Source organism: Kitasatospora sp. NPDC036993, from assembly GCF_055607525.1.
In genome coordinates, this window is the sequence record NZ_JBVJRP010000018.1 from 133,136 (window position 1) to 158,053 (window position 24,918).

Below are 24,918 nucleotides of genomic sequence, written 5' to 3' on the forward strand. Positions count from 1 at the left end.
ACAGGCGGACGCGCGGACGCACCGACGCCCGGTGTTCCGGCCCGTCGGTGACCGGGCCCGCCCGCGTCGTGCGGTCCCCGGCGGCAGCCAGTCTGGGCCGCGGCGCGCACCGCGACGAGACACCGCCGCGGGCAGGCACCGCCGGGGGTGGCCCCGGCAGGGCTACCCCCGGCAGCGGGCGCGGCCCGATACTCGGGGCATGGCACCATCAGCGGCGATCCCCGAACTGGCCCACTTCCTGCGCACCCGCAGGGCCCGGCTGACGCCGGAGGCCGCCGGCCTGCCCAGGACCGGCTCCCGCCGGCTGAACGGGCTGCGCAGGGCCGAGGTCGCCGTCCTGGCCGGCATCAGCCCCGAGTACTACACCCGGCTCGAACAGGGCCGTCAGCGCCGCCCTTCGCCCGATGTCACGGACGCCCTCGCCGGCGCCCTGCAACTGGACGCCGACGCCCGCCGGCACCTCCACCGCCTCGCCGCCGGCGGCCCGGTGCGGCAGCCGGGCCCTGCCACCGCGGTCCCGGCCGTGCCGGAGGCGACCCTGCGGCTGCTCGACTCGCTCACCCCGTGGCCCGCGCACGTGGTCACGCCCATGCGCGACATCCTGGCCTGGAACGACGCCGAGTCCTGGCTGCTCTTCGACTACGCCGAACTCCCGGCCGGGCAGAGGAACTTCGCCTGGTTCGTGTTCTGCGACCCCCGGGCGCCACGGCTCCTCACGGACTGGGAGAAGACGGCCCGCGGCAACGTGCACCGGCTGCGTCACGCGCTGGCCGCCGATCCGCACGACGAACGCGGCCGGCGGCTGGTGGCCGATCTGACCGCGCGCAGCAGCCGGTTCGCCGCGATCTGGGAGGAGCACGACGTCCGCGGCCCGGCCACCGGGAGCCACGGGTTCCGTCACCCTGAGGCGGGCCGGCTCGACCTGGACTACACCGCCTACGTCATCCCCGGCACCGACGGCCTCGAGCTCGTGGTCCTGACCGCGGACGAGGGCTCCCCCACCCACCGGGCGCTGGAGCGGGCCGCGGCGGGGCGCTGAGCAACGGCTCCGCGCGGCGCCTCTCGTCCGAACGGGGCCCGGGTACGGCCCGGGTGGCGGCGGGTCAGCCGTCGAGGAGTTCGGCGAGGGCCTCGGCCGGGTCGTGGTGCGGTGCGGCGGCCGGCCACCACCGGCCGTCCTCCTGCCGGTAGGGGTACCAGCGGCCGTCCCGGCCGTAGCGCAGCTGGAGCCCGCGGCCGGCCAGCGTCCAGCGGTTCTCCCGCACCTCCGGTTCGGGGAGTTCGCTCCGCTCCCAGCCCGCGGTGAGGGCGGTGCTCGCCCGGGCGGTGTCCTGCCGCGGCGGCGTCCACGCCTCCTCCAGCACGTCCAGCCCGGCGCTCCCGCCCAGCCGCCACGCCTCGGCCGCCCGGTCCAGCCGCTCCGGGCTGCCGCAGGCCTCCCGCACCCGGGCCAGGACCCGCGCCCCGGGGCGGGTCGCCGCGATCCGTACGCAGTCCCGCCAGAGGTCGAGCGGCGCCGGCGGCTCGGCGGTGAAACCGTGGGTGTAGGCGAGCAGTTCGCGGGCGCGCACGGCCGCGTCGGTGACCAGCTGCTCCAGCGGATCGGCCCCGGCCCCGACCGAGGAGGCGTCCTGGCGCACGGGCGGCCCTGGCAGCGGCGGCAGCTCGGGCAGCGCCGCCGGCTCACGGCCGAAGACCTCCTCGGCGGGAGTGCCGTCCGGCAGCCGCGCCGCACCGGGCTGTTCCTCCTCCGCCCCCTCGGCGTCCTCGTCCCCGAGACCGCCGGGACCGCCGGGATCCCCGAGGCCGCCGGGACCGTCGAGGCCGCCGATCGCCTGCATCAGCAGGGCGGTCCGGAGTTCCTCCCGCGCCTCCTGCGCGCCGCACCCCCGCAACAGGAGCAGCAGCATCGCGTCCTCGTCCAGCAGCCAGGACACCTGGTAGCAGAGCGCGGCCGCGTGCTCGCAGGGGTGCTCGAACGCGTCGCAGTCGCAGTCCGCCTCCAGGTCGCCGTAGCCGGGCAGCAGCCGCACCCGGGCGTCCTCGGCGGCCTCCAGCAGGTCGGGCGGCAGTTCACCGGCGAGCAGTTCCCCGGCGGCGTCCGGCCGCTCGGCGGCCTTCTCCCAGAGCGCCTCCCACGCGTCCGCACCGAGCTCCTCCAGGGTGAGCACCGTCGTGAAGGGGGTGTCACCCTCGTGGCCGGCGGTGGAGATCCGCCCGGGGCCGACCGTGATCGGCCCGAGCCGGCCGGTGCGCGCGAAGGCCCGGCCCCTCTTCAGCGCCTCCTCGTCCAGGGAGGTGTCCTCCAGCGCGTCCGCCCAGGCCCTGCCCCACCAGGACTGGCCGCGTGCCCGGCTGCCCCGGCGCGCGGCGAAGGCCGGAAAGCCCCGCGCGCCCGTCTCGTCCCCGTTCATCCCGCGCTCCTCAGTTCGACCAGGTCGGCCAGCTCGTCGTCGGTCAGCCGCGTCAGTGCCTGCTCCCCGGAGCCCAGCACGGCGTCCGCCAGGCCCTGCTTGGCTTCGAGCAGGGCGGCGATGCGGTCCTCGACCGTGCCCTCGGCGATCATCCGGTGCACCTGGACGGTGCGCGTCTGCCCGATGCGGTAGGCGCGGTCGGTGGCCTGGGCCTCCACGGCCGGGTTCCACCAGCGGTCGTAGTGCACGACGTGGTCGGCGCGGGTGAGGTTGAGTCCGGTGCCGGCGGCCTTGAGGGACAGCAGGAAGACGGGTACCTCCCCGTCCTGGAACCGACGGACCATCTCCTCGCGGCGCGGTACGGGGGTGCCGCCGTGCAGCAGCAGCGTGGGGACGCCGCGCTCGCGCAGGTGCGTCTCCAGCAGCCGCGCCATGGTGACGTACTGGGTGAAGACCAGCACGGCCCCGTCCTCGGCGAGGATGGTGTCCAGCAGTTCGTCGAGCAGTTCCAGCTTGCCGGACCGGCCGGCCAGCCGGGCGCCTTCCGCCTCCCTGAGGAACTGCGCGGGGTGGTTGCAGATCTGCTTCAGCCCGGTGAGCAGCTTGAGCACCAGCCCGCTCCTGGCGATGCCCTCGGCGGCCCCGATCTGCGCCATGACCTCACGGACCCGGCTCTCGTACAGGGTCCGCTGCTCGGGGGTGAGGGAGACCGGGCGGTCCGTCTCGGTCTTCGGCGGGAGTTCGGGGGCGATGCCCGGGTCGGACTTCTTGCGGCGGAGCATGAACGGCCGGACCAGTTCGGCCAGTCGCCGTGCGGTGGGGCCGTACTCCCCCTCCTCCCCCGGCTGCGGCCCGAACTCCGCGCGTTCCCTGCGTTCGGCCTCGATGGCGGCGGTCCAGCGGCCGCGGAAGTGGCCGTGGCCGCCGAGGAGTCCGGGGGTGGTCCAGTCGAGGACGGCCCAGAGTTCGGAGAGGTTGTTCTCGACCGGGGTGCCGGTCAGGGCGATCCTGGCGCCGGCGGGGATCAGCCGCAGCGCCTTCGCGGTGCCGGAGTGCGGGTTCTTGACGTGCTGGGCCTCGTCGGCGACGACCGCGCTCCAGCGGTGCGCGCCGAGCCGCTCGGCGTCCAGGCGCATGGTGCCGTAGGTGGTCAGGACGAAGCCCGAGTCGGCGCCGTCCAGGGTGCGGTCGGGGCCGTGGAAGCGGCGCACCGGCGTGCCGGGGGCGAACCTGCCGACCTCGCGCTGCCAGTTGCCCAGCAGGGAGGCGGGGCAGACGACGAGGGTGGGGCCGGCGCTGTCCGGGTGCTCCTGGCGCAGCAGGTGCAGCGAGATCAGCTGGACGGTCTTGCCCAGGCCCATGTCGTCGGCGAGGCAGCCGCCGAGGCCGAGCGAGGTGAGGCGGTCCATCCAGGCCAGGCCGCGCAGTTGGTAGTCGCGCAGGGTGGCCGCGAGCGCGGCGGGCTGCTCGACGGGTTCGCCGTCGTCGGGTTCGGCCAGACGCCGGCGCAGGGCGAGCAGCCAGTCGCTGGAGGCGACCCGTACCTGCGTGCCGCCGATCTCGGTGTACCCGGTGAGGGCGGCGGCGAGCGCCTCGATGGCGGTGAGCGGCTTGAGGTCGCGTTCGGCGGCCTTGCGGGCGAGGTCGGCGCCGACGAACACCCACTGCCCGCGCAGCAGGACCAGCGGCCGGCCGGCGGCGGCGATCCCGGCCGTCTCCTGCTCGGTGAGGGCTTCCCCGTCGAGGTCGAGCCGCCAGCGCAGGTCGACCGTGCCGCTCCCGCCGAAGAAGGACCGCAGGTCGGTGGGCGGGGTCCGCTCGCCGCCGACGACGGCACGGCTGGTGAGGGAACTGATGACCTCCGCGGGCCGGAGCACCTCGACGCCGTGGGCGGCGAGCCGGCCGGCGGTCTCACCGAGCAGGTCCCGGACCTCGTGGTCGGCGAGGTCCAGGGCGGAGGGCACCGGCAGCAGGCGGGAGAGCGGCTGCCAGACGTCGGCGGCCCGCCGGACGGCGAGGACGGTGTCGGCCTGGGCCCGCGGCCCGAACCCGGCTGCCCCGGCCGTGGCGAACAGCTCGCCGGCGTCGGCGCCGAGGGTCGGGTCGGCCAGGCTGGACACCCGGGGCACCAGGCGCAGGGCGGGCCGTCCGCCGTCGCCGGCGGGCACCAGGTCCAGGCGCAGGGACAGCCGTACGCCCGAGTCGAGGCCGGCGGAGATCTCCTCGGCCCAGGCGCGCAGGTGGGGGACGTACTGGGGTTCGGCGGCGGCGAAGGCCGGGCGGCCGGCCGCGGCGGGTGCGGCGGCGGTGCGCGGCAGGGTGTCGGCGACCGCGTCGACGAAGGAGCGGAGCAGGACGGCGGCGTCGGGCAGCAGCAGCGGGCCGCCCGGCGGGACGTGCAGCGGGACGGCGAGCGCCTCGGCCGGTGCCGCGGCGGCCAGTTCGCGCAGGCGCCGGACGTCCTCCGGGGCGAGCGGACCGGCCCGCCAGGTGTCGTGGCCGGTGGCGGAGACGCCGGGGAGCAGCCGTTCGCGGGCGGCGAGGTGCAGGCCGAGGGCGGTGGCGGCGCCCCAGAACGCGGCGGACGGGCTGGGGGTGACGGCCGCGGTGCCGTTCGCCGTGCCGCTCGCGGCCGCTTCGGCGGTCACTTCGGCCGTGCCGCTCGCGGCTGCTTCGGTGTGGAGCCGGCGGGCCAGGGTGAGGACGGGCAGCGCCTGGGCGACGGTCAGGCGCAGCACCGGACAGCGGCGGACCGCGAGGGTGCCGCCGTCGGCGGTGACCAGGTCGGCGTCCCCGAGGGGCGGTCGGGCCGCGAGGCCGGGGCCGGCCGGGCCGTCGGGGTACCGGAACACGAGGCTTCCGGTACGCGCCGGATCGCCCGGCTCGAAGGCCACCGCGCACTGCGCCAGCAGGCCGGCCTGCTCACGCGACATCCACACCATCTGCTCCGCCCCCTGCTTCTTCGTCCGGTCGGCTCCGCCGTCCACCCGGCGTTTCACCCGGTCCTGTGCCTGGGCCCGGCCCTGTACGTGAGCCCGGCCTCAGTGGTGGGGGTCCTCGGGATGCGGCCCGGTGGCGTACGGGTTCGGCTCGCCCTCCGCGAGCACCCCGACGAACGGTTCGCCCTCCCCGGCGAAGGTGTACGCGCCGCCCTCGATCCGCCCGATCAGGCTGTGCGTCCACTCCGCCTGGCTGTCGGCCGAGTGCACCCACATGTTCATGATCTCGCCGATGTGCCCGAGCTGTTCGGGGCCGTCCTGCGGCATGTAGTACCCCGTGACCCCGGCCCGCCAGCGTTCGAGCGCCGCGATCCGCTCCCTGAGGAGCGCGACGGCCTCACTCCGCGTCAGGTCGACGATGAACCCGATGCCGGCCGAGAGCACGTCCATCTTCTGGTCGTACGAGGTCAGGGCCTCGCGCAGCAGGTCGAAGTACTCCGCGGTGCCCTTGTCGGTGATCTCGTACTCGACGCGGGGCGGGCCGCCGACGGCGCTCGGTGCGACCTCGTGCTCGACCAGGAGTCCCTGCTTCGCCATCTGCTTGAGCGCGTGGTAGATCGAGCCCGGCTTGGCGTTGGACCACTCGTGGGCCCCCCAGAACTCCAGGTCGTTGCGCACCTGGTAGCCGTGTGCCCGTCCGTGCTGACGGACGGCGCCGAGGACCAGGAGCCGGATCGCTGACATGATCCGATCCTTCCTGACCGAGCCCCGAGTAGTCAAGTTTGATTAGTGACTGAAGGGGGACGCTTTGACCGACCACGATCCGGCGATCGTCGTCGAGGGACTGCGAAAGAAATACGGCGGCAGGCAGGCCCTCGACGGCCTCGACCTCACCGTCCGCAGCGGGACCGTCCAGGGGATCCTCGGCCGGTTCAGGCGCCTGAGCCGCTAGCGGACACGGCTCCCGAGCGGGGCGACGCGGGCGCTGACGCGGAAGCTGACGCGGGAACTGACGCGCGAGGTGGCCGCCACCGGACGGGTGGCGGTCACCTCGCGTTTCGCACACGGTCGGGAGAAAAGGTGGAGACAGGAATCGAACCCGTCTGAACGGCTCTGCAAGCCGTCGCCTCGCCACTCGGCCACTCCACCCCGGCAACGGTGGAAACATTACACGCGTATGAACCGGAACTCCCCGGAAATTGCCGTTCTTCACTCAAGAAGACCCTTAATGCGTCTAGTGTTATTTCTCTCGACATGGCACCGAAATGGTCCGGCGGCCGGCGCGAAGAAAGTCAGTTTGCGCTAGCCTGTGCCGATATCTCCAACCCGATGGGATTTCATTGATGGCCGTCGAGGAATCACGGTTCACCCGTACCACGGAGCCGCGCGGCGAATCCGCCGCGAGCCGGTGCCAGTACAAGAGCCTGCCCCTGCGCGACCTTCCCCCGCTCGGCGTCGTGCGCCGCGCCCGGATCGCCCGGGAGGTGCTGCGCGAGCGCCGCGCCGACGTCCCGGCGCCCGGCCGGCCCTCCCGCTTCGCCGAGGGGGACTGGGTCCGGGTGAAGGACGAGGCCCTGGTGCGCTCCACCCTCGACGCCGGGGACCGCCACCGCGGCCTGTGGTTCACCCGCAGCCAGTGGTCGTTCTGCGGCGGCGTCTACCAGGTCGAACGCGTCGTGCGCCGCATGATCGACGACCACTACCGGGTACGGCGCCTGTCGGGCACCGTCGCCCTGGCCGGCGCCACCTGCCACGGCGCCGACGGGACCCAGGGCTGCGGGATGGACTGCGCGCTGCTGTTCCGGGACGAGTGGCTGGAGCCCGCCGCCGCGCCGGTCCCCGCCGCCCGGCCCGTCACCCTGTGGGCGACGGTGCGCAGCCTGGCGGAGATCCACGAAACCCTCGGCTCGGACGGGCGCCTGCACGGCGTCCCCTTCCAGCCGGGGATGGAGCGCCACGCCGGCACCCGCCACAGTGCCACCGAGCTGCGCCACCGGTCCCTCGCCTGGTGGCAGCACCCCACCGGGGGGCGCTGGTTCATCCTCCACGGCCTGCGCTGCGGCGGCGAGCCGCTCGCCACCGGCTGTGACCGCCGGTGCGCCCTGCTCTGGCACGAGTCCTGGCTGAGCCTGGAACCCGCCGCGGAGCCCGCCGCCGTCCGCTGAACGGGCGTCAGCGCCGCCAGCGGTCGCGCACCAGCTTCGCGGTCAGGTGCAGCGGCCCGTCCCGGTCGCCGACGTAGCAGCGGGGAAGCGCGTACACCCCGCTGTGGGCGCCGGGGCTGACCGCGCACCCGTACCCGTAGCCGGCCTGTGCCACCGCCTCCACCGCGGCGGCGTCGAGCGAGCCGTACGGGTAGCAGAACCCCTCGACCGCCTCGCCGGTGAGGTCCTCCAGCACGTGGCGGCTGTCGGTGACCTGGGCCGTCAGGTCCGGCGCGTCCAGGCCCGCCAGCCGCCGGTGCGTCAGCCCGTGCGAGCCGATCTCCGCGCCGGCGGCGGCGGCTTCGCGGACCTGGCGCGCGGTCATCAGCGGCTTGCGCGGGCCCTGCCGGTCCCAGTCGTTGTATCCGCCGAGCCGGTCGGCCACCACGTAGACCGTCGCGGTGAAGTCGTACTCCGCGAGGGCGGGCATGGCCTCCTCCACGAAGTCGCGGTACCCGTCGTCGAAGCTGAGCCCCACCAGGCCCGCCGCGGTGCCGTCCCGGTGGGCGCGCATCAGGGCGCCCACCGAAACCCCGCGCAGCCCGCGCGCGGAAAGCCAGCGCAGTTGGCGGCGGAACCGTGCGGGATCGACGGTGATCAGATAGGGATCCTCGGTCGCCGTCGCCACCGAGTGGTACATGAGTGTCCACGGGAAGGATCCCGCTCCTGCGCCGGTCTCCTTTTCCGGACTATTGCGTGGTCGAATGATCTGCATGTTTCGCTCCAGCCGTCCGGTGGCACCGCCTGTGCAGGTGGACCTCGAAGAAATTGCATTGTGGCAGCGTCGGCCCCGGCTTCCGTCAGTGCCGGGCGACGCCGCGCCATTTCACCCGGATGCCGGAGCAGGGTTTTCCCGACGGTATCGTCCCCCGGGGATATCGGCGGCCTGACCGCGGCGCGCTCGCGGTCAGACGCCGTCAGGGCGTGCCGGTCGGTGTCCCGGGACGCGTGCCCGCGCTCCAGCCGGGTGTAGTGCTCGACGCTCATCGCCGCGAGGCCGGCGACCTCCTCCCGGCGCAGTCCGCTGACCTTGCGGGTGCCGTGGACGGGGATCCCGACCTCGTCGGGGTGCAGCCGTGCCCGCCGGGATACCAGGAAGTCACGGAGCGCCTCGGCGATGTCCATGTCCGTGGTTGTCGTCGTACGGCCGACTCCCTTCCAGGAGGCCCGATCACGGCATCCGACGCTCTGCCAGGTCAGACCGTGACCTCCCTGGCGGCCCTGCCGTCGGCCATCCTCGTGCTGTCGTCCCCGGGTCGGGGGCGGCAGGGGCGGCGTGCCCCTGTTCGCACATCGTCCGGCCCCGCCAGGGCGGGGGCCGGCCCGTCAGGAAGGGGGCCGATCCATGGCCACCAGCACCACCACCGTCCGTCCCGGCAGGCGGCGCGCGGCCGTCGCGCTCGCCGGTCTGGTCGCGTTCGTCGGCCTCGGTGTGGCGACGGCGACCACGGCCTCGGCGACCGAGCGGTCGCGCAGCTGCTACGTCGAGGTCTACTACGGGGGCGTCTGGCACAAGGTCAAGGTCCAGTGCGCCTGAGCCGCCGGTAGGCCCGTCCTCCGTACGGCCCCGCCCCGGCCCCGCTCCCGCAGGCGGGGGCGGGGCGGGGCCGGTCAGGTGCGGGCGGGGGCCGCGGCGACGCAGAACTCGTTGCCCTCCGGGTCCGCCATCACGACGTGGTGGCCCTCGAAGGTCTCCAGGACGCTCCCGCCCGCTGCCACCAGACGCGCGGATTCCGCCCTGATCCGGGCCCACCGTTCGGCCGGGCCGCCGTGTCCCGGCACCCGGATGTCCAGGTGGAGCCGGTTCTTGGCGGTCTTCGGCTCGGGGACCCTGAGGATGCACAGCCGGGGCCCGGCGCCGTCGGGGTCGCAGAGCCACGCGCCGTCGTCCGCGCTGTCGTCCTCGGGGAGGTCGAACTGCGCGAGCCACTCGGCGCGGGTCCTGAAGGGGGCGGGCGGCGGTTCGTCGACGTACCCCAGGGCCGTCTTCCAGAACTCCGCGAGGACTGTCGCGTCCGCGCAGTCGAGGGTCAGATCGATCACTGCTGCCATGGCAGGACCGTACGGCAAGCCTCGGACAGCGGCGCCCCTCGGACGAAACCGGGACAGGGCCGGGACCGGGGACGCGGTCAGGTGTCGAGGCGGCCGAAGTCGGAGTCGCAGGGCCAGCTGCAGAAGCCGGCGCGTTCGACCTCCTCGTAGAAGGGGGTGCCGTCGTCACCGCGGTGCGCGGCGCGGTCGTGGTGGAGGTGGACGATGGGGTCGCGGTGGCGGTCCATCGGGCCGTAGCGTTCGGCGCGCCACACGAAGTCCTGGTCCTCGCCGCCCCAGCCGCAGAAACGTTCGTCCATGCCGCCGATGCGGGTGAAGAGGTCCTCGCGCAGCCAGACGCAGCCGCCGGGGGGCCGGCGCAGGTGGACGCCGCGCAGTCGGTGCTGGCCGGGGTCGGGAGCGGCGTCGAGGCAACGGGTGCGTACGGCCCGGGCGCTGGAGGCGGGGTCGAGGAAGAGCATGTCCTCGAACGGCCAGTGGGCCTGGGTGCCGGGCTCCCGGAAGCGTTCGACGGCCCGGGCGACGAAGTCGCGGTCGACGAGGATGTCGCCGTCCAGGACGCAGACCAGTTCGGCGGGTCTCGCGCCGTGGACCACGCCGACGTTGACGGTCCAGGACTTGTTGAACCGGCCGGAGTCGGGCGCGAACAGGTAGGTGTCGCAGGCGTCGGTGAACAGGTCGCGCCAGCGCGGGCGTTCGTCGTTCTCGACCACGACGACGCGGTAGCGCTCGCGCGGGTGGGACTGGTCGGAGAGCGCGTTGAGGACGGCGGCCAGGTTGCGGACGCGGCCGGTGGAGTCGTCGGGGGCGCGGAACGGGATGACCACGGCCGCGTCGACGGGGTGGCAGCCGCGGTGCGGCTTGGAGCCGAGGGCGTCCAGCAGTTCGGTGGTGGTGGGGGGCCCGGCGGGGGCGGACGTTCCGGGTGTGCCGGGCTGGACGATCAGCCGTGACAGCGACTCGGTGCGGGCGGCGGCGGCGCGCAGCGCGTCGACCGCCGCGTCCTCGCCGTCGGGGCGGCCCAGCAGGTCGGTGAGCGCGGCGGTGAGGTGTGCGGCGGCGGTGTCGTCGGCGGGGTCGTCGGCGAGGCGTCTGCCGGCGGAGCGGGTCCGGTCGTCGTCGAGGGCGGTGAGCGCGTTCGCGGCGGTGTGGTGGGCGTCGGCGGACCAGTCCCAGTAGTCGGGGGCGACGGCGCGCGCGAGCGGGTCGTGGACGAGGATCAGGCTGCTGGTGGCGGCGGCGGCCAGGACGGTGGGTGCGGAGGGGCGGGCAGCGGGCATGGCGGTGTCTCCCCGGCGGTTTCGGGCTGGTGTGGTGGTTGCCGCGGTCGGGGCGGCGCGGCGGTGCGATGCCATGGTGGCACGGTGACGTGACGCGCGTGTTGCGCGTGGTGACGTCGTGCGTGCGGTGACGTGGTGCTGCGGGTGGGGTCAGTTCGCGTCGGTGGACGGGGTCCAGCGCAGCGGGGTGAGGTCGGGCACGACCAGGTCGGCGTGGGCGAAGTCGCCCGCGCCGTGGGAGGTGGTGAGGGCGACGCAGCGCAGTCCGGCGCTCTTGGCGGCCTGGACGCCGGCCGGGGCGTCCTCGAAGGCGAGGCCGTCGACGGGGTGGACGCCGAGCGCGCTGCACGCGGCGAGGTAGCCCTGCGGGTCGGGCTTGCCGACGGTGACGTCCTCGGCGGTGATGATGACCTGGAACAGGTCGGCGCCGCCGACGTGGTCGAGCATCTCGGCGGCGTGGGTGCGCAGGCCCGAGGTGACGACGGCGAGGGGGACGCCGCGGCTGTGCAGGTCGGCGAGGAGGTCGGCGGCGCCGGGGACGGCGTACGGCGGCGGGCTGTCGGGGCCCATGAGGTAGCCGCAGGCCTCGTCGAAGAGTTCGTCGACGGTGTGGCCGGGGAAGTCGTGGACGTGGTCGGCGAGGGCTTCCTTGCCGCGCCGTCCGACGAAGGTCGCCAGGACCGCGTCGTCGCAGTGCACCCGGTGGGTGGTGAACAGGCGGGTCCAGGCGGCGCGGCTGCGGTGTTCGGTGGCCACCAGGGTGCCGTCGAGGTCGAACAGCGCGGCCTTGGCGTGGAGGTGGTGGAGCTCGGTCATGGCGGGTCGTCCTCTGGGTCGGGTCTTCGTGGTGCGGTGGTGGGTGCGCGGGGTTCAGCCGGCGGTGGGCGCGCCGGGTCGCTCCTTGGTGGTGAACACCGTGGCGGCCGGGTCGGTTGCGTCGGCCGGGTCGGTCGCGTCGGATGTGACTGCCGGGTCGGACGTGACCGCCGGGTCGGGTGCGGCGGCGACGGCGCGCAGGGCGGTGTAGCCGCAGAACGCGGTGATGAGGGCGAGTCCGGCGCAGGCGAGGGTCCAGGCGGTGCCCGGCCCGGCCCAGCTGCTGCGGCTGAGCCAGGGGTAGAGGGCGCCGAAGAGGGCGACGCCGGTGACGCCGACCACGGTGGAGAGGGTGTTGACGGTGCCGCTGAGCGTCGCCGCGTGGCGGGACGGTACGGCGGAGGTGAGCAGGTTGAGCAGGGAGGTGTTGTTGAGGCCGAGGCCGAAGCCGCCGATGCACAGGACGGCGGTGAGCGGCCAGATGGCGGTGCCCTCGCCGGCCGGGACGACGGGGGCGAGGGCGTAGGAGACGGTGAGCAGGGTGCAGCCGAGGAACGGCAGCCGCCGGATGAGGCCGTGCGAGGCGCGGCCGATGACGGGGCCGGCGAGGCCGAAGGCGAGGACCCAGCCGAGCGGGACGAGTCCGGACTGCCAGGCGGGCAGGTGCAGGTGGTCCTGGAGGTGCAGGGAGAGCAGGTAGAGCATGGAGATGTAGGTGAGCGTGCAGCCGGAGGAGGTGATGAGCGCCCAGCGGACGGTGGGGGTGGACAGCGGCCGCAGGTCGAGCGCGGGGGTGCCGCCGCGGGCGATGACGCGCCGTTCGGTGCGCACCAGCTGGATGGCGAGCGGGGCGGCGGCGAGCAGCAGGAACCAGATCCAGTCGGGCTTGGTGAGGCTGAGCGGGATGAGGACGGTGAGGGAGGCGGCGGCGAGCAGCAGCGTGCCGGGGATGTCGTTGTCGCCGCGGCGGGCGGTGCCGGCGGCGGGCCGGTCGTGCGGGAGCAGGAAGACGCCGAGCAGCAGGATGAGGACGCCGATGGGCACGTTGAGCAGGAAGACGGCGCGCCAGCCGGTGCCGAGGATGTCGGCGGAGACGACGGTGCCGCCGAGGATCTGGCCGGCGGCGGCGCCGCCGGAGAGGGTGACGGCGTTCCAGCCGAGGGCGCGGGCCCGGGCGGGGCCGGTGTACCAGCGGTGGATGCCCATCAGGACCTGGGAGATCATCAGGGAGCCGGCGGCGCCCTGGAGGCAGCGTCCGGCGATGAGGACGGGGGCGCTGGTGGCGAGTCCGCAGGCGAGCGAGGAGAGGGTGAACAGGGCGAGGCCGCACAGGTAGACGCGGCGTACGCCCAGGCGTTCGCCGAGCCGGGCGGCGGGGGCGAGGAGGACGGCGGAGCACAGCGCGTAGGCGGTGACCATCAGGGTGAGTGCGGAGCCGGTCACCTGGAGGTCGGCGCTGACGGCGGGCACGGCGAGGTTGACGATGGCCAGGTCGATGTTGGCCATCGACTGTCCGATCAACAGGACCAGCAGGGCGGTGCCGCTGGGTCCGGTCCCCCGGCCGGCGGGCTGCCGGGTGGTGGCTTGCACGGGTGTCTCCCCTTCGTCGCTCCCCCGGCGGGCTGGGTCGGGTCGTCGGCCGAGGGGGGTGGTTCGTCTGCTGGAACACCGGCCGGGCCGGTCGGGTTGCGCCCGGACCGGCCGGTGGTGGCGAGGGTGGTGGCCGGGATCAGGCGGTGGTGGCGTCCAGGTCGAGGTCCTGGTAGCTGCCGGCCCAGGGGAGGCGGGCCTCCAGGGCGGCGGCGGCCCGGATGACCAGGGCGTCGTTGCGGCGGCGGGCGGCGAGTTGCAGGCCGACGGGGACGCCGTTGCCGGCCCGGCCGACGGGCACGGAGGCGGCGGGGCTGGCGATCAGGTTGAACGGGCTGGTGAGGGACCAGCCGACGAACGGGTCGACGCTCTGGCCCTGGACGGTGTCGGGGCCGACGGTGTCGCGGCCGGCCGAGTTGGGGATGCCGGCGACGGCGTTCACCGGGCTGACGATCAGGTCGTAGCGGTCGAAGACGCTCTCGAAGGCGTAGAGGACGCGGGTGCGGTCGAGGTCCTCCAGCCGGAAGTCGACGGCGCTGAGCGACTCGCCGACGCGCACGGAGTCCAGGTAGGCCTGGTCGATGGAGCCGGCGTAGGTGCCGAGCAGGTCGAGGCCGTTGTCGCGGGAGATGGCGGCGGATTCGGCGTGGGCGACGGACAGGTAGCGGCGCCACATCGCGGTGAGGTCGGCGTGCGGCAGCGGCAGGGTGAAGTCGATTTCCTCGACGGTGGCGCCGGCGTCGCGCAGGGCGGGCAGGGCGGCGCGCACGAGGGCCTCGACCTCGGGCTCGACGGGGTAGCCGCCGAGGTCGGGGCTGTAGGCGACGGTGAGGCCGGTGAGGTCGCCGTGGAGCGCGTCGACGAGCCTGTCGGGGGCGGGGTAGGAGTACGGGTCGTACGGGTGCTCGCCGGACATCAGGTCGACGCCGAGGGCAGCGTCGCCGACGGTGCGGGCGAGGGTGGCGTAGCAGACCATCGGGTTGTAGCGGCGGAACGCGTTGGGCTTGGCGGGGACGGCGACCCGGCCGAAGGTGGGCATCAGGGTGAAGACGCCGCAGAACGCCGCGGGCACGCGCAGCGAGCCGCCGGCGTCGGAGCCCTGGGCGAGCGGCACCATGCCGGAGGCGACGGCGGCGGCGCTGCCGCCGGAGGAGCCGCCGGCGTTCATGGCGCGGTTGAAGGGGGTGGAGGCGGGGCCGAACAGGGCGCTGTCGGTGGTGGCCTTGAAGCCGAACTCGGGGGTGTTGGTCTTGCCGACGACTATCGCGCCGGCCTGTTCGAGGCGTTCGACGCAGAGGATGGTCTCCTGCGGGACGTCCTCGGCGAAGACCAGGGAGCCGCGGGCCATGCGGACGCCGGCGACCGGGTCGAGGTCCTTCACGCCGATGGGGACGCCGTGCAGCGGGCCGAGTTCGGCGCCGGAGGTGACGGCGCGTTCGGCGGCGGCGGCCTGTTCGAGGGCGCGCTCGCCGCAGACGGTCACGAAGGCGTTGACGGCGGGGTTGGTCTTCTCGATCCGCTCCAGCGCTGCCTGGACCGCCTCGACCGGGGAGATCTCCCGCCGGCGGATCGCCTCGGCGAGCCTGGTGGCGCTCAGTTCGGTGCTTTCGGTCATCTCACGCCTCGCACTGGTTCGTCGGGTGGGCTCCAGGAGCCGGGCGTGAGAGGGAACACCGGGCAGGGCTTCCGGGTTGCACGGCGTCCGCGGGGCGGCGGGACGGTACGGGGGCGGCGCGGGACGGACGGGGCCGGCCGGGCGGGTGGGGCCGGTGGGACGGAAGGGGCCCGGCGGGGGCGCGCGGGGGCGCGCGGGTGGACGTCGCCTTCCGCCCGGTGCGCCCTGAACGCGACCCCTCCTGCTGCGCGCGGATACCTCAACGTCGGTTACACGATCAAGACTTACTCCGCACCCGATGCTCGGCTAGTCTCGCCATGGAATCGACAGGTCTAGACCTATCGGAGATCCGGCATGGCCGTCGCGTCCCACTCCCCCCTTGTCCGATCCGGTGGCCCCGCCACCCCGTACCCGGACCTGCTGCGGGTACTGGGCGAACACTTCACCCGGGCCGAGCCGCGGGACCGGGCGCTGGCCTACGTCCGCGCGCTGCTGGCCGCCCCCGGCCGGGACAGCGCCGCGCGGATCGCCGCCCGCTCCGGCGCCGACAGCGCCTGGAGCACCCAGCGGCTGCTCACCCGCACGGTGTGGGACGCCGACCGGCTGCGCGACAGCGTCCGCGCGCACGTGGTGCCCCTGCTGGGGGCGTCCGGCCCGTGCGCGGTGCTGAGCCGGCACGAGACGGCCCGGGTGGGCACCGGCGCGGTCGCGGTCGCCCCGGCCGGGGTGGGCAGGGCCGGCCGGGACCGCAACACCCAGGTCGCTGCGCTGCTGTGCTACGTGTCGAGGAACCGGGCCGCGCTGATCGACCGCGAGCTGCACCTGCCCTCGCGGTGGACCTCGGACCCCGAGCGCTGCGCCAGGGCCGGCGTGCCGCCGGAGCGGGTGCGCCCGCACACCATGGCCGATCTGGGCCAGGAGATGCTGGAACGCGCCCTGGCGGCGGCGATGCCGGTCGGCTGGGTGTTCGGCGGCCCGGACTTCGCCGATCCGCAGCTGCGCCAGTGGCTGTGCCGGCGGCGACTGCCGTTCTGCGTCGAACTTCCGCAACTCCCCTATCCACAGAGCGAGTCGGACGCCTCGGCGGTTCGTACGGAGCCGGGCAGGGAGGAGGCCTGGCAGCTGCTGGGCCGCGGCCTGGGCCCGGTGTACGGGCATCCGGCGCCGGGCTTCCGGCTGACCCTGCTGTCCCGCCGGCTGCCCTCCGGGCACAGCTCGTGCTTCCTGCTGCACACACCGAGCACCGCACCGGACGTCCCCGCCGCGCGGGCGATGGCGGCGGCGGGCGCGGCGGCGGCCCGGGCGGTCCACGAGGCCGACACCCGGGCCGGGTTGAGCAGTCATCAGGTCCGCACCTGGGTGGCCTGGTACCGGCACACCACGCTGGCGATGACGGCGGCCGCGCTGCGGCTGGAGGGCACCTTGCACCTGGAGACGGCGCCGGGGGCGGCCGGGGGGCCGCCCGGGGCCGGACCGGGCGGCCCGCCGTGACGGGGCGCCGCCCGAAAGGGCCGGCCGGAAGCGGCAAGTACCGCTCCTTTTAAGGCGTGCTTGCCGCTCCGAGTCAGGTGATGTTCTAATTGTTTCGACGGAAGGCGGTTTGCGCACGCAAGAATAGCGGACCCGGCCTTCGCTTTCCGCACCGCAGAACATGTCCGATATCTGGAGCAGAATTTCTGCTCGAACGCCGCGAAGCCCGGCGAGTTCCCCGTGAATTCGCCGCGGATTCGGGCGTTTCCTGTCGGCCCGCACCGTCCGTTCATCTGTGCATGCAGCGTGTTTCGATAAGCCATTCCTACCGGGAGCCTGCGAAACGACATGCCTCACTTGACGAGTGTCACCAGCCTGACGGCTGAGGGAGAGGTCCGGCTGGCCCTGGCGGGCCTGCGCGCCAGGGCCCAGGAGCTGAACCGGATCGCGGAGGACACGGCCCGGTTGCTGGCCGAACCCGACGCCCTGTCCCCGGAGTACCCCGAGTTCCGCGAGTTCGCCCGGGAGGCGGTGCCGCGCTGGCACTTCGCCATGCTCAACGACCACGAACGCAACGACGCGCTGGCGACCGCCCTGGAGCGGATCGTCCCGCGGGACGGCACGGTGCTGGACATCGGCGCGGGCACCGGCCTGCTGGCGATGATGGCCGTCCGGGCCGGCGCCGCCCACGTGTACAGCTGCGAGGCGAACCCGCTGATGGCGGAGGTCGCCCGGCAGGTCCTGGCCGACGAGGGCTTCGCCGACCGGGTGACCGTGCTCGCCTGCCGTTCCGACCAGCTGACGGTCGGCCGGGAGCTGCCCCGCCGGGTCGACGCGGTGATCTCCGAGATCGTGGACTGCGGCCTGATCGGCGAGGGCATCCTGCCCTCGATCCGGCACGCGCGCCGCGAACTGCTGACCCCGGACGGGGTGATGCTCCCCGAACAGGGCCGCCTGCTGGGGGCACTGGTGCAGAGCGAGAACGCGGTGAACCTGAACCGGGTGAGCCGGGCCGGCGGCTTCGACGTGTCACGGCTGAACGTCTTCGCCACGCCCGGGCACTTCCCGATCCGGCTGCACACCTGGCCCCACCGGGTCCTGTCGGAGACGGTGGAGCTGGCCTCCTTCGACTTCGCCGCGGACCCGCTCGGCCCGGGCTCCAGCAAGCTCTCCGTCCCGGTCACCGAGTCGGGCACCGTGCACGCCCTGGTCGCCTGGTTCGAGCTGGACCTCGGCGGCGGCGTGACCCTGCGCAACTCGCCGGACAACATCGGCTCGCACTGGATGCAGGCACTGCTGCCGCTGGCCGAGCCCGTCGAGGCGCAGGCCGGCTCCACGCTGGAACTCGACCTCGCCTGGAGCGACACCCGCCTCTCCCTCGTCTGACGCACCGCCGCACCCGCGCACGACCCCACCCAGCCCGGCCGCCGCGCGCCCCGTGGCCTTCGCGCGCCGCCGCCGGCCCGCCGCCCCACCATCAGCGGAAGGCAGACCAGAACATGTCGCACACACCTGTTCCCTACGAACCGTTCGAGCTGCGCGGCGACGCGCTCCGCGAGGCGGTCCTGGCCTACGCCGCCAACCCGCTCTACAAGGACAACGAGGAGTGGGAGAACTCCGACACTCCCTACCGCCGCCAGCTGCGCCCGCAGGTGCTGCCCTACCTGGACTTCGACCGCGTCGCGCCCCGCGACCGGATCCTGGAGTACAGCAGCCTGGCCGCCCAGCGCCTGCTCACCAGCATCTACGAGGCCGACCTGGTCTTCTTCCCGAAGGCGGGCCTCGGCGCCCAGGCGCAGGAGCTGCGCGACTACTACAGCCCCGGCAACCGGGCCCGCGGCGAGCTGATCCGCCCCGCGCTGGAGCGCTTCGCCTTCGGCTTCCTCGACCAGGAGGTGGAGGTCAGCGGCGACTGGACCACCGAGAGCCTGCTCGCCTACCTGGAGGACCTCGACGTCCACGCCAAGGGCGAGGCCTCCCCCGCCGAGAAGGCGATCCGCGATTCCTCCGACCCGCAGCGCGCGGCCAGGATGTGGCTGATCCAGTTCGCGCCGGACTTCCTGTCCGAGGCCTCGCCGATGGCCAGGAACGTGCTCGGATATTACGGCGCCGAGCAGTCGGAATGGTTCAAGATCCTTATCGACGAGTACGGCTACGGCGTGCACGGAACGAAGCACAGCACCCTTTTCGAGGCCACCCTGGAATCGGTCGGACTCGGCTCCGACGTCCACCGGTACTGGCAGTACTACCTGGTCTCCAGCCTGGCCCTGAACAACTACTTCCACTACCTCGGCAAGAACCACGAGCACTTCTTCCGCTACGTCGGCGCACTGTTCTACACCGAGAGCACCCTGGTGGACTTCTGCCGCCGCGCGGAGAGCCTGCTCGCCGACGTGTTCGAGGGCAGCGCGGACGCCCGCTACTTCTCCGAGCACGTCCACATCGACCAGCACCACGGCCGGATGGCCCTGGAGAAGCTGGTCAAGCCGCTGATCGAGCGCCACGGCGAGCAGATCATCCCGGAGATCGTGCGCGGCATCGAGGAGTTCCGCCTGCTGAACGGCATCGCGGACGACGACTTCGCCACCCAGATCGCCTGGATGGACGACGCGGACCGCTACAAGGACCTGCACGAGCCGGTGTACGCGGCCATCACCGAGGGCCGGATCACCCCGCCGCTGGCGGACATCGTGGAGCCCTTCGGCGAGCTGTCCAACACCCACAGCCACGAGGGCGACGAGCTCTGCCACATCGTCAGCGGCACGATGCGCTTCGTCAGCGGCTTCAACTCCTACCGGATCCTGGAAGCCGGCGAGGGCACGGTGATCCAGCGCAACCGCCTGCACGGCGCGATCATCGAGTCCGAGGAGTGCGTCTACCAGATCTTCTCCGTGGGGGACTACCGCGCATGCCTGTCGTGACGTTCAAGGCCGGCGGCGCGGACAACTGCGCCCGCGTCGCCGGCCTGCCCTACGTGTACATCCGCACCGAGGCGGGCGGATCGGTGCTGCCCGCCTCCTGCCCGCACCGGGGCGGCCCGCTGAACCTGGGCACCCCCGACCCCACCGGACGCCGGCTGGTGTGCCCGTGGCACGAGCGGGGCTCCTCGCTCAGCCGGCTGCGCCGCCAGGTGCCGGCCGTCCGCTCCGGCGACACCGTGACCGCGGTGCTGCCGGGCCCCGCGGACGCCGACACCGAACTCTGCCACCTCCCGCTGTCCCCGGCCCTCGCCGGGGCCTGAACCGCCCCCGGGGGCCGCCCCCGGAGACAGGACGCTCCCGTGACCGCCCCGTCGTCCCCCCAGGTCGCCGTCATCGTCGACCCGTTCTCCTCCGGTGCCCAGTACGCGCCCCAGTTCGCCTCGTTGGGCATCCCGTCGGTGGCGGTCAGCTCGCTGCCCGAGGTGCCCGCGGCGTACGCGGACTCCTGGGACGCCGCGCGCTACCGGCAGTTGCTCGCCTTCGACGGCGACCTGGAGAAGCTGGTGGCGCAGCTGCGCCCGCTGTCGCCGCGCTGTGTGCTGGCGGGCGCGGAGAGCGGTGTCGAACTGACCGACCGGCTCACCGAGCGGCTGCTCCCGGAACAGGCCAACACCCCGCAACTGTCGGCGGCGCGCCGCGACAAGGGCGCCATGGCGCAGGCGCTGCGCGCCGCCGGCGTGCCGACGATCCGTCAGATCTGTACCGACGACCGGGCGGCCGTCGAGGCCTGGATCGAGCGGGAGGGCCTGGCCGGCCGCGACCTGGTGGTCAAGCCGCCCAAGAGCGGCAGCACCGACGGGGTGACCAGGGTGCCGGCCGGCACCGACTGGCGGGTGCCGTTCGACGCCCAGCTGGGCCGGATCAACCAGTGGCACAACCTCAACGACCGGATGATGGTGCAGGAGTACGCCCGGGGCACCGAGTTCGTGGTCGACACCTTCAGCCACCGGGGCCGGCACACCGTGGCCGACATCTGCCGCTACAGCAAGATCGACAACGGCGAGCAGATGGCCGTCTACGACAGCCTCACCTGGGTCTCCCCCGACGACCCCGCGGTGCCGGCGCTGACCCGCTACGCCGAGGCCGTGCTCGACGCGGTCGGCCTGCGGCACGGCGCCGCGCACATCGAGATCATGCTGACCGACGAGGGCCCGCGCCTCATCGAGATCAACTCCCGTCCGCACGGCGGCGGTCACCCGGCGTTCAACCTGACTGCCACCGGCGACAGCCAGCTGCACCGCGCGGTGCGCTGGTTCGCCCGCGAGGAGACCGCCCCCAAGGGCTACCGGCTGCTGCGGCACATGACCGTGGTCTTCCTGATCGCCCGCAGCTCCGGCACGGTGTCCGGCGCCGCCGCCCTGGACGGGATCAAGGAGCTGGCGTCGTACCACCGTTCGGCGGTCAAGCTCCAGGACGGCGACCGGCTGGAGGTGACCCGCGACCTGCTGGGCACCCTCACCCTCGGCTTCGCGGTGCTCGCGCACCCCGACCCCGCGCAGGTCGAACGGGACGTGGCCGCCGTCCGCGCCATGGAGGCGGCCGTGGTCATCACCCCCGACGACTCCCCCGGCGGATCCGCCGCCGACTCCCCCGGTGCCGCACCGGTGGCCGCGGCACCGGACCACGCCGCCCGATGACCCCGAGCGCCCTCGCCGTCGCCGCCAGCCCGGCCTTCCTGGCCAGCTGCGCGGCGGTGGTGTGCAGCCCGGGCCCGGACAGCATGCTGGTGCTGCGCCTGGTCAGCCGCACCCGCCGGCGCCCGCCCGTGCTGGCCGCCGCCGCGGGCATGCTGCTCGCCGGCACCGGGTACGCGGTGCTGGCGGTCACCGGCAGCATGGCGGTCGTGGCGCTGCGGCCCGGTCTGCTCCTCGCCTGGCAGGCGGCGGGCGCGCTCGTGCTGGCCGTGACGGGCGCCCGCGCCCTGTGGGAGGCGCTGCGCCCCCGCCCGGCCGGCCCCGGGGCGGGACCGGGAACGGAGGGTGCGGAGGGGACGGGGACGGAGGGCGCGGGCGTCCACCGGCTGCCCCGGCACCTGCTGCTCGGCTTCCTGTCCACCGCGGGCAATCCGAAGGTCGGCCTGTTCCTGACGGTGTTCCTCCCGCAGTTCCTGCCGGCCGGCAGCCCGTCGGCCGGGGCGCTGCCGCTGCTGGCGACGGTCTACCTGTCGATCGGCGCGCTGTGGCTCCTGCTGCTCACCGAGGTGGGCGTACGGGTCGTCACGGCGCGCGGCGCGAACGGCCGGGCCGCGTTCCCGCCGCTCGCCGAGCGGATCGGCGGCGCCGTGGTGGGGCTGGTCCTGCTGGTCCTCGCCGTCGGCCTGCTCCTTCGGTGACCTGCCGGCGGGGCCCCGGACGGCCTGCGCGACGGCCGGCGGCGAGGACAGCGACGGACTTGGGAGGGGCTGGTGGCGATGAACGGCCAGGACGGCGGCACGGATCGGCGGCCGGCACCGGCCCCCGGGGCCCGCGGCCGGACGCCCCGGCCGGACCGGCGGGCGGACCGGCGGGTGGACGGCCCCGGGTGGCACTCCCTCGGAGCGGACCTGGCAGGCGAGTTGGTGCTGCCCGGGGACGCCGGGTACGAGGCGGGTCGGCTGCCGCGCAACCTGCTGTACGCCGACCGGGCCCGCCCCGGGGCGATCGCGTACTGCGCCGGGCCCGACGACGTCGCCCGGTGCGTGCGGTTCGCCCGGCGCCACCGCCTGCGGCTCGCGGTGCGCGGCGGCGGCCACTGCTACGGGGCCTGGTCCAGCCGGGTGCCGCTGGTGGTCGACGTGTCCCGGCTGACCGGGGTCCGGATGGAGGGCGCCGGCCACGCCGAGATCGGCGCGGGCACCGCGCTGATCACCGTCTACGAGGAACTGGCCCGGCACGGCGTGACGGTACCCGCCGGAAGCTGCCCGACCGTCGCCCTGGCCGGGCTGGCCCTCGGCGGCGGCCACGGGGTGGTCAGCCGGGCGTACGGGCTGACCTGCGACAGCCTGGTCGGCGCCGAGGTGGTGCTCCCCGACGGCCGGACCGTGCGCTGCGACGAACGGACCGAACCCGACCTGCTGTGGGCCCTGCGCGGCGCGGGCAACGGCAACTTCGGCGTGGTCACCTCGCTGCGGATGCGCACCCACCCGGCCGCCGACCTGACCGGGTTCCGGGTCTCCTGGCCGTACCGGGAGGCGGGCACCGCCCTGGAGCACTGGCAGGAGCGGGCGTTCGGCGCCCCCGACCGCCTCTGGTCGCACTTCCTGCTGGAGACCCGTCCGGGCGGCCCGGTCGCCGAGGTCGCCGGGTTCCTGCTCGGCGGCGGCGGGGAGGAGGAGGCGGACCGGTGGCTGGACGGACTGACCGCCGCCGCCGGGCCCGCCCGCGAACGGCAGGTCGCCCGCCGGTCGTACCTGGACACCGTACGGTCGAACGCCGGCGGCCCGGCCGTCATCGAGCGCCCGGACGAGCAGCGCGTCGCCTTCACCGCGGCCTCGCACTTCTTCGACCGCGCGCTCGACCCGCGGACCGTCCGGGACGCCCTCGCGGTGCTGGGGCGCGCGCCCGACGGCGTGTGCGCCTCGATCTCCTTCAACGTCCTCGGCGGCGCCGTCAACCGGGTGCCCGCCGACGCCACCGCCTTCGTCCACCGCGACGCGCGCTTCCTCGCCCAGTGCTACGCCTGGTGGACCGGCGACGGCCCCGCCGACGCCGCCGTCCGCTGGGTCGGCGAGGCCCGCGAGGCGCTGCGCCCGCACGCCTCCGGCCACGCCTACCAGAACTACCGCGACCCGCGGCTGGCCGACTGGCGCCGGGCGTACTACGGCGCCAACCTGCCCCGGCTGGAACGGCTGCGGGCGCACTACGACCCGGACCGGCTGCTGGACTTCCCGCAGGCCCTGTGAACGGGCGGCACCGGCTCCCCCGGGAGCCCGCGGGAGCCCTCGGGGAGCCGTAAGGAGGTCGGGCGGGCGGAGGTCGGGCGGGTCGGGGTCAGGCGGGCAGCGGGCGGCAGCTGAGGCAAGCCCGGTAGCCGGCCGCCCTGGCCGCCGCGGCCGAGCCGAACGGCACCCGGTGCCGCTCGGTGATGCGGCGGGCGTCGGCGCAGGTCGGGTAGCAGAAGATCCGGGTGGTGGCGCTGCCCAGGAAGTGGGTGCCGTCCGAGGAGAACCGGTCCAGGCGTTCCCCGTCGATGCCCTCGTGGGCGCGCAGCCGCTCGACCAGGCCGGCGGGCAGCCCGCAGTCGAGGGGCCCGCCGTCCTCGTCGCCGATCCGGTGCACCGGGATCAGCACGGGAACGGGGTTGGCGCGCACCGCCGCCAGCAGGTCCGCCGCGTCCGCGTCCGGGATCCCCGCCTCGCGGCCCAGCCAGCGCGGGGGCCGCAGCTGGCCGCGGGGGATGGCCCGCACCGCTTCCAGGATGCTGCGCTGCGCCTGCGGCAGGGGGCCGTAGTCGTAGCGCAGCATCCGGTCGCGGCCGGTGCGCAGCGCCCCCACGACGCCGGGCAGCGGCTTTCCGGTGGGCAGTGCGGTACGGCCGGTGCGGCGCAGGTGTGCCTCCTCGAAGGCGGCAGCGTCGGGGTACCAGTCGACGGGTGCGGCGCCGACGACGGCGCCGCGTCCGTGGGCGACGAACAGTGCGGTGACCGGGCCGCCGACCAGGGCGTACCGGTCGTACTCGCGCTCGGCGACGCCGGCCCGTTGCAGGATCCGGATCGCCAGGTCGGCCGGCATCGGCACGCGCAGGGCGTCGAGGCCGGGCTCGGCGTCGGCGCCGGGCGGCGGGATGTCCGTGATCCGCGCGGTGGACGCCTTGGGCGTGGCCGTGCCGTTGACCGTGCGCCGGGCCGCGCCGTCCGGGGCCGGTCCCTCCGGTGCCGGGTCCGGGTGTCCGCTCATCCTCTCACCTCCTCTACCGCCAGCCTGGGCTGTCCGCGCAGGGCTGCCAGCCCCCGTGACACCTGGGCCTTGACGGTGCCCACCGGGCATTCCACGAGCTCCGCGATCTCCGCGTAGCTCAGCTCCCCGACGTGCCGCAGGACCACCGGCAGCCGGTGGTGTTCGGGCAGTTCGGCGAGCGCGGCCACCAATCTCCCCCGTTCGTCCGCGTGCTCCGCCCGCTGTTCGGGGCCGGGTTTGCCGTCCACGAGCGGCAGTTCCATGATGTCCACCCCTTCCGCGGCGGCCGGGCGCCGGGTCAGTGTGCGGACGTGGTTGCGCCACACGTTCGTGCCGATCGCCAGCAGCCAGGCCCTCGGCTGGAGGGCCCGCCGCCGCTCCGGCGGGTAGTCGCGCAGCGCCGTGTAGGCCCGCAGGAAGGTGTCCTGCACCAGGTCTTCCACGTCGCGCGACGCCCCGTTGAGGCGCAGCAGCACCGAGTACACGGCGCCGCCGTGGGTGCGCACGAGTTCGGCGAACCCACGGTCGAGGTCTGCCGCGAGCAGCTCGGGGAGCGGAGGAGGCATCTCGTCCATCGTCTCTGAGAACACCACCGCCGGCGGAACGGTTGCACCGGTGCCGGACGTCCGCTCGGCGGGGGCCGGGTGACACGGGTGGGTGTGAACCGTTGGGGTGGCTTTTCC

General features: G+C 74.4%; 21 protein-coding genes, 1 tRNA gene and 1 pseudogene. 11 read left to right on the top strand and 12 right to left on the bottom strand.

Translation table 11 applies throughout. The features are described from left to right. The first annotated feature begins 199 nt into the window (after positions 1-199). Entirely contained in the window at positions 200-1,039 is an 840-nt protein-coding gene (locus tag ACZ7C5_RS31085) for a helix-turn-helix transcriptional regulator (RefSeq protein ID WP_401092290.1), read from the top strand. Between the two features lie 64 nt (positions 1,040-1,103). On the opposite strand, the gene ACZ7C5_RS31090 is transcribed toward ACZ7C5_RS31085, so the two are convergent. The 3 genes from ACZ7C5_RS31090 to ACZ7C5_RS31100 form a co-directional block, all read right to left on the bottom strand. Next, complete coding sequence (locus ACZ7C5_RS31090) at positions 1,104-2,414, bottom strand: SWIM zinc finger family protein (protein ID WP_470323950.1); 1,311 nt, start codon at positions 2,412-2,414, stop codon at positions 1,104-1,106. Beyond that, positions 2,411-5,356, bottom strand: a complete 2,946-nt coding sequence (locus ACZ7C5_RS31095; RefSeq protein WP_470323969.1) for a DEAD/DEAH box helicase — start codon at positions 5,354-5,356, stop codon at positions 2,411-2,413. The genes ACZ7C5_RS31090 and ACZ7C5_RS31095 overlap by 4 nt, the downstream gene beginning before the upstream one ends. Before the next feature lie 99 nt (positions 5,357-5,455). Beyond that, positions 5,456-6,097, bottom strand: a complete 642-nt coding sequence (locus ACZ7C5_RS31100) for a PadR family transcriptional regulator (protein WP_470323951.1) — start codon at positions 6,095-6,097, stop codon at positions 5,456-5,458. A gap of 64 nt (positions 6,098-6,161) precedes the next feature. Here ACZ7C5_RS31100 and ACZ7C5_RS31105 point away from each other — a divergent pair. Continuing rightward, positions 6,162-6,281: pseudogene (locus ACZ7C5_RS31105) on the top strand (daunorubicin/doxorubicin resistance ABC transporter ATP-binding protein DrrA); the annotation flags it as partial. Between the two features lie 150 nt (positions 6,282-6,431). Here ACZ7C5_RS31105 and ACZ7C5_RS31110 read toward each other — a convergent pair. Beyond that, positions 6,432-6,502, bottom strand: a tRNA-Cys gene (locus ACZ7C5_RS31110). A 194-nt stretch (positions 6,503-6,696) separates the two neighbouring features. Between ACZ7C5_RS31110 and ACZ7C5_RS31115 the strand changes: the two genes are divergently transcribed. Further along, on the top strand, positions 6,697-7,518 hold the full coding sequence (locus tag ACZ7C5_RS31115) for a hypothetical protein (protein WP_401092293.1): 822 nt from the start codon (positions 6,697-6,699) through the stop codon (positions 7,516-7,518). A gap of 7 nt (positions 7,519-7,525) precedes the next feature. Here ACZ7C5_RS31115 and ACZ7C5_RS31120 read toward each other — a convergent pair whose 3' ends face one another. After that, positions 7,526-8,197 (bottom strand): polysaccharide deacetylase family protein, encoded by a 672-nt coding sequence (locus tag ACZ7C5_RS31120; RefSeq protein ID WP_401092294.1) that lies wholly within the window; start codon positions 8,195-8,197, stop codon positions 7,526-7,528. A gap of 705 nt (positions 8,198-8,902) precedes the next feature. Between ACZ7C5_RS31120 and ACZ7C5_RS31125 the strand changes: the two genes are divergently transcribed. Next, complete coding sequence (locus tag ACZ7C5_RS31125) at positions 8,903-9,094, top strand: hypothetical protein (protein ID WP_188294869.1); 192 nt, start codon at positions 8,903-8,905, stop codon at positions 9,092-9,094. Positions 9,095-9,168: 74 nt separating this feature from the next. On the opposite strand, the gene ACZ7C5_RS31130 is transcribed toward ACZ7C5_RS31125, so the two are convergent. The 5 genes from ACZ7C5_RS31130 to ACZ7C5_RS31150 all read right to left on the bottom strand — a co-directional run bounded on the left by ACZ7C5_RS31130 (position 9,169) and on the right by ACZ7C5_RS31150 (position 14,910). Next, positions 9,169-9,609, bottom strand: coding sequence for a VOC family protein (locus tag ACZ7C5_RS31130; RefSeq protein WP_401092295.1), 441 nt, complete (start codon positions 9,607-9,609; stop codon positions 9,169-9,171). Between the two features lie 77 nt (positions 9,610-9,686). Beyond that, positions 9,687-10,889, bottom strand: coding sequence for a glycosyltransferase family 2 protein (locus ACZ7C5_RS31135; protein WP_401092296.1), 1,203 nt, complete (start codon positions 10,887-10,889; stop codon positions 9,687-9,689). Positions 10,890-11,039: 150 nt separating this feature from the next. After that, complete coding sequence (locus tag ACZ7C5_RS31140) at positions 11,040-11,705, bottom strand: HAD family hydrolase (RefSeq protein WP_401092297.1); 666 nt, start codon at positions 11,703-11,705, stop codon at positions 11,040-11,042. Between the two features lie 54 nt (positions 11,706-11,759). Next, complete coding sequence (locus ACZ7C5_RS31145) at positions 11,760-13,295, bottom strand: MFS transporter (RefSeq protein ID WP_401092298.1); 1,536 nt, start codon at positions 13,293-13,295, stop codon at positions 11,760-11,762. Between the two features lie 139 nt (positions 13,296-13,434). Next, positions 13,435-14,910, bottom strand: coding sequence for an amidase (locus ACZ7C5_RS31150; protein ID WP_188294864.1), 1,476 nt, complete (start codon positions 14,908-14,910; stop codon positions 13,435-13,437). A 354-nt stretch (positions 14,911-15,264) separates the two neighbouring features. On the opposite strand from ACZ7C5_RS31150, the gene ACZ7C5_RS31155 reads away from it, so the two are divergent. The 7 genes from ACZ7C5_RS31155 (at position 15,265) to ACZ7C5_RS31185 (ending at position 23,241) form a co-directional block, all read left to right on the top strand. After that, the gene (locus ACZ7C5_RS31155) at positions 15,265-16,401 is read left to right on the top strand and encodes an IS701 family transposase (RefSeq protein ID WP_401092299.1); all 1,137 of its coding nucleotides are present in this window, start codon (positions 15,265-15,267) and stop codon (positions 16,399-16,401) included. A 336-nt stretch (positions 16,402-16,737) separates the two neighbouring features. After that, a complete protein-coding gene (locus tag ACZ7C5_RS31160) occupies positions 16,738-17,766 on the top strand; it encodes a methyltransferase domain-containing protein (RefSeq protein WP_470323952.1) in 1,029 nt (342 codons plus the stop codon). 113 nt (positions 17,767-17,879) lie between these two features. Further along, the gene (locus ACZ7C5_RS31165) at positions 17,880-19,301 is read left to right on the top strand and encodes an iron-containing redox enzyme family protein (protein WP_401092301.1); all 1,422 of its coding nucleotides are present in this window, start codon (positions 17,880-17,882) and stop codon (positions 19,299-19,301) included. Further along, positions 19,289-19,621 (top strand): Rieske 2Fe-2S domain-containing protein, encoded by a 333-nt coding sequence (locus ACZ7C5_RS31170; RefSeq protein WP_401092302.1) that lies wholly within the window; start codon positions 19,289-19,291, stop codon positions 19,619-19,621. Before ACZ7C5_RS31165 ends, ACZ7C5_RS31170 begins: the two co-directional genes overlap by 13 nt. Positions 19,622-19,660: 39 nt before the next feature. Continuing rightward, the gene (locus tag ACZ7C5_RS31175) at positions 19,661-20,998 is read left to right on the top strand and encodes an ATP-grasp domain-containing protein (protein ID WP_401092303.1); all 1,338 of its coding nucleotides are present in this window, start codon (positions 19,661-19,663) and stop codon (positions 20,996-20,998) included. Continuing rightward, positions 20,995-21,693 carry a LysE family translocator gene (locus tag ACZ7C5_RS31180; protein WP_401092304.1) on the top strand — a complete coding sequence of 233 codons (699 nt, stop codon included), beginning with the start codon at positions 20,995-20,997 and terminating at the stop codon, positions 21,691-21,693. Before ACZ7C5_RS31175 ends, ACZ7C5_RS31180 begins: the two co-directional genes overlap by 4 nt. A gap of 174 nt (positions 21,694-21,867) precedes the next feature. Further along, positions 21,868-23,241 carry an FAD-binding oxidoreductase gene (locus tag ACZ7C5_RS31185; RefSeq protein ID WP_401092305.1) on the top strand — a complete coding sequence of 458 codons (1,374 nt, stop codon included), beginning with the start codon at positions 21,868-21,870 and terminating at the stop codon, positions 23,239-23,241. Positions 23,242-23,329: 88 nt separating this feature from the next. Here the strand turns inward: ACZ7C5_RS31185 and ACZ7C5_RS31190 are convergent, their stop codons facing one another. Continuing rightward, positions 23,330-24,235, bottom strand: coding sequence for an Ada metal-binding domain-containing protein (locus tag ACZ7C5_RS31190; RefSeq protein ID WP_470323953.1), 906 nt, complete (start codon positions 24,233-24,235; stop codon positions 23,330-23,332). Beyond that, positions 24,232-24,801: an RNA polymerase sigma factor gene (locus ACZ7C5_RS31195; RefSeq protein WP_317620508.1), complete on the bottom strand. Its 570-nt coding sequence runs from the start codon at positions 24,799-24,801 to the stop codon at positions 24,232-24,234. Before ACZ7C5_RS31195 ends, ACZ7C5_RS31190 begins: the two co-directional genes overlap by 4 nt. Between the last annotated feature and the right edge of the window lie 117 nt (positions 24,802-24,918).